Raw genomic sequence first — 2,067 nt, forward strand, 5'->3', positions numbered from 1 at the left:
ACGTAGTGGCCCGTGAGATGCGGACGAGCATCACCGGCTGCGCGGTCGACGACCTGGACGTCGTCGTCACAACCGAGGTGCATCTCGCCGTCGGCGGAGGGTGGAGCGCGCGGGCGGCCGCCCGCGCAGGCCCGGCCGATGGGGCTTAGCCGACGGTTGGATCGGGATCAGTCAGGCCCGCGTCGGTGAGTTCGCTCGCTGTGGGCAACCGCAGCGAGACCAGCCCCGCGAATGTCTTTGGCTCGACTTCCACCCGGTTGACGGTCACATGAACCGGAACCCAGCCACGGTCATGGCCGGGCATGCGTAACACCCCGCCGGTGGCGCCGCCCGCGAACTCGGTCATGGCCGCCATCCTCGCTTCGTCGCTGGGATGCATCCCGGGCGCATCCGCAGCGACACGTCGCCAGTCATAAAACGGGCACGGCTCGTCGAGCCATTTCAACAGGGTCCAAGTGGCGGGATCGAACAACGCCCGGTGCACACCAGGCTGGGCCAGGCCGTGCAGGATCCGCTGCGCGAGCCGGTCGGTCGACGGCACCGGCTCGGCTGGTTCGGCACGCCAATTCATCCCCCGTGCGATCACATGGTCGCGGCCATCGGCAGCCGGCTCCAATCCATTGCGCGCCACAAAACTCACCCGGATGTGATTGCCCTGCCAATCGGTGCTGTCCCAGGTGTCGCACAGCGTTTGACCCGGTTGTGATCTCACCGCCGCCGCCAGCGCCTTCCCTTCATTCGGCTTGAGATCACCCGACGGCCAGCTGTCCGCGAACGCGCGACCCTCGGGATCCTCGACCTCGAGATTCCTGCCCGTATTGGCCAGCGATTCCGGCGTATCGGTGGCCACCCTTAAGGTCATGTCCCATTTCAGTGGGCCCGGGATGGGCCGCTCCGGCGGTTCATCCGCGGTCGGCCCGCTCCAGATATGCACCCCGTGCATGTGGCCGTCGGACATCAACACCGGCTCGGTGCGGATCACCCGGCCGCTTTTGGGTGTGATGCTGACCAGGCTTTGGCTGGTTTGCAACGACTCGGCGATTGCGGCCTGGATGGCAGCGAGACGGGGATTGCGCCGGAGAAACACGGAAATCGGAACAAGATTTCGCAATTGGCGGCCCAGCGCTACCACGGCCGGTTCCTCGCCCAGCGTTTCCACGAGCAGCCAGTCGCGCGCCATACCACGACATTTTACTCATCCGGCAAGGGATAACTCGTTGCGTCCCTGCCCAATCCGCGCAAGTTTGGCGGCGGTCAGCCTGAGGACGACCTTGATACATCAGCCGATGACTTGCACAGGTTAGCGTGGCCGGGTATTTTGCTGCTGCGCCCATTGGGTTGCGAACGGATTGTGCTGTCCGACCGTTCGCCGCAGTGTTTGTAATTTCGGCATGTGCGCGTTTCTTCAGCAGCGAGGAAATGCGTTTTCATGGCGGCTGTCGTAACGCAGACACCGGAAGACGACCGTCGAGGGGTCGGTCGTCTTCAAGATGTCCCGTCCTCGTGAGCCAGCGCCGTGAGGACCAAGCGCAACACGCGCACAGCCCGGGCCTTATCCAGTGGTTCATTACCACTGCCGCATTTCGGTGACTGCACGCAGGATGGACATCCCGACGGGCATTCGCACGCTTCGATAGCCGCGGCGGTGGCACCCAGCCAGGTGCTCGCCCGACGGAAACCCTGTTCGGCGAACCCCGCTCCGCCCGGATAGCCGTCGTAGACGAAGACGCTGGGCAGCCCATCGGGCTCCGGACCCACTGCGGTTGACAAGCCGCCGATGTCGCCACGGTCGCAACTGGCCACCAAGGGCAGCAATCCGATCGCGGCGTGTTCGGCGGCGTGTAACGCTCCGGGGATCTGCGGCGCGTCGATCCCGTTGCGGCGCATAGCCTCCGGCGTAATGGTGTACATCGCCGCAGTGGTGGCCAGGGTGTGCGCCGGCATATCGAGTTCGATGAAGTCAATGACTTCCCCGCTCAGCCGACGACGCAAATAGCCGACGACTTGGCTGGTGACGCAGACGGGTACCAGGCCTAACGTCACCGAACCGAATACCTGCCGTTCACC

At 64.8% G+C, this 2,067-nt stretch carries 2 protein-coding genes; both read right to left on the minus strand.

The genetic code is table 11. The annotated features are described in order from the left end of the window. Positions 1-145: 145 nt before the first annotated feature. Positions 146-1,180 (minus strand): PAS domain-containing protein, encoded by a 1,035-nt coding sequence (locus WB785_RS20975; RefSeq protein ID WP_424081439.1) that lies wholly within the window; start codon positions 1,178-1,180, stop codon positions 146-148. Between the two features lie 305 nt (positions 1,181-1,485). After that, positions 1,486-2,067 (minus strand): Zn-binding domain-containing protein (locus WB785_RS20980; RefSeq protein WP_424081441.1); only part of this gene is annotated, 582 nt, incomplete at its 5' end.

This window comes from Mycobacterium sp., from assembly GCF_049585075.1.
GTDB lineage: Bacteria > Actinomycetota > Actinomycetes > Mycobacteriales > Mycobacteriaceae > Mycobacterium.

What these genes read in the sequence shown, in the direction of transcription:
- WB785_RS20975 (WP_424081439.1), bottom strand. Translation starts at nt 1,180, where the DNA reads ATGGCGCGCGACTGGCTGCTCGTGGAAACGCTGGGCGAGGAACCGGCC.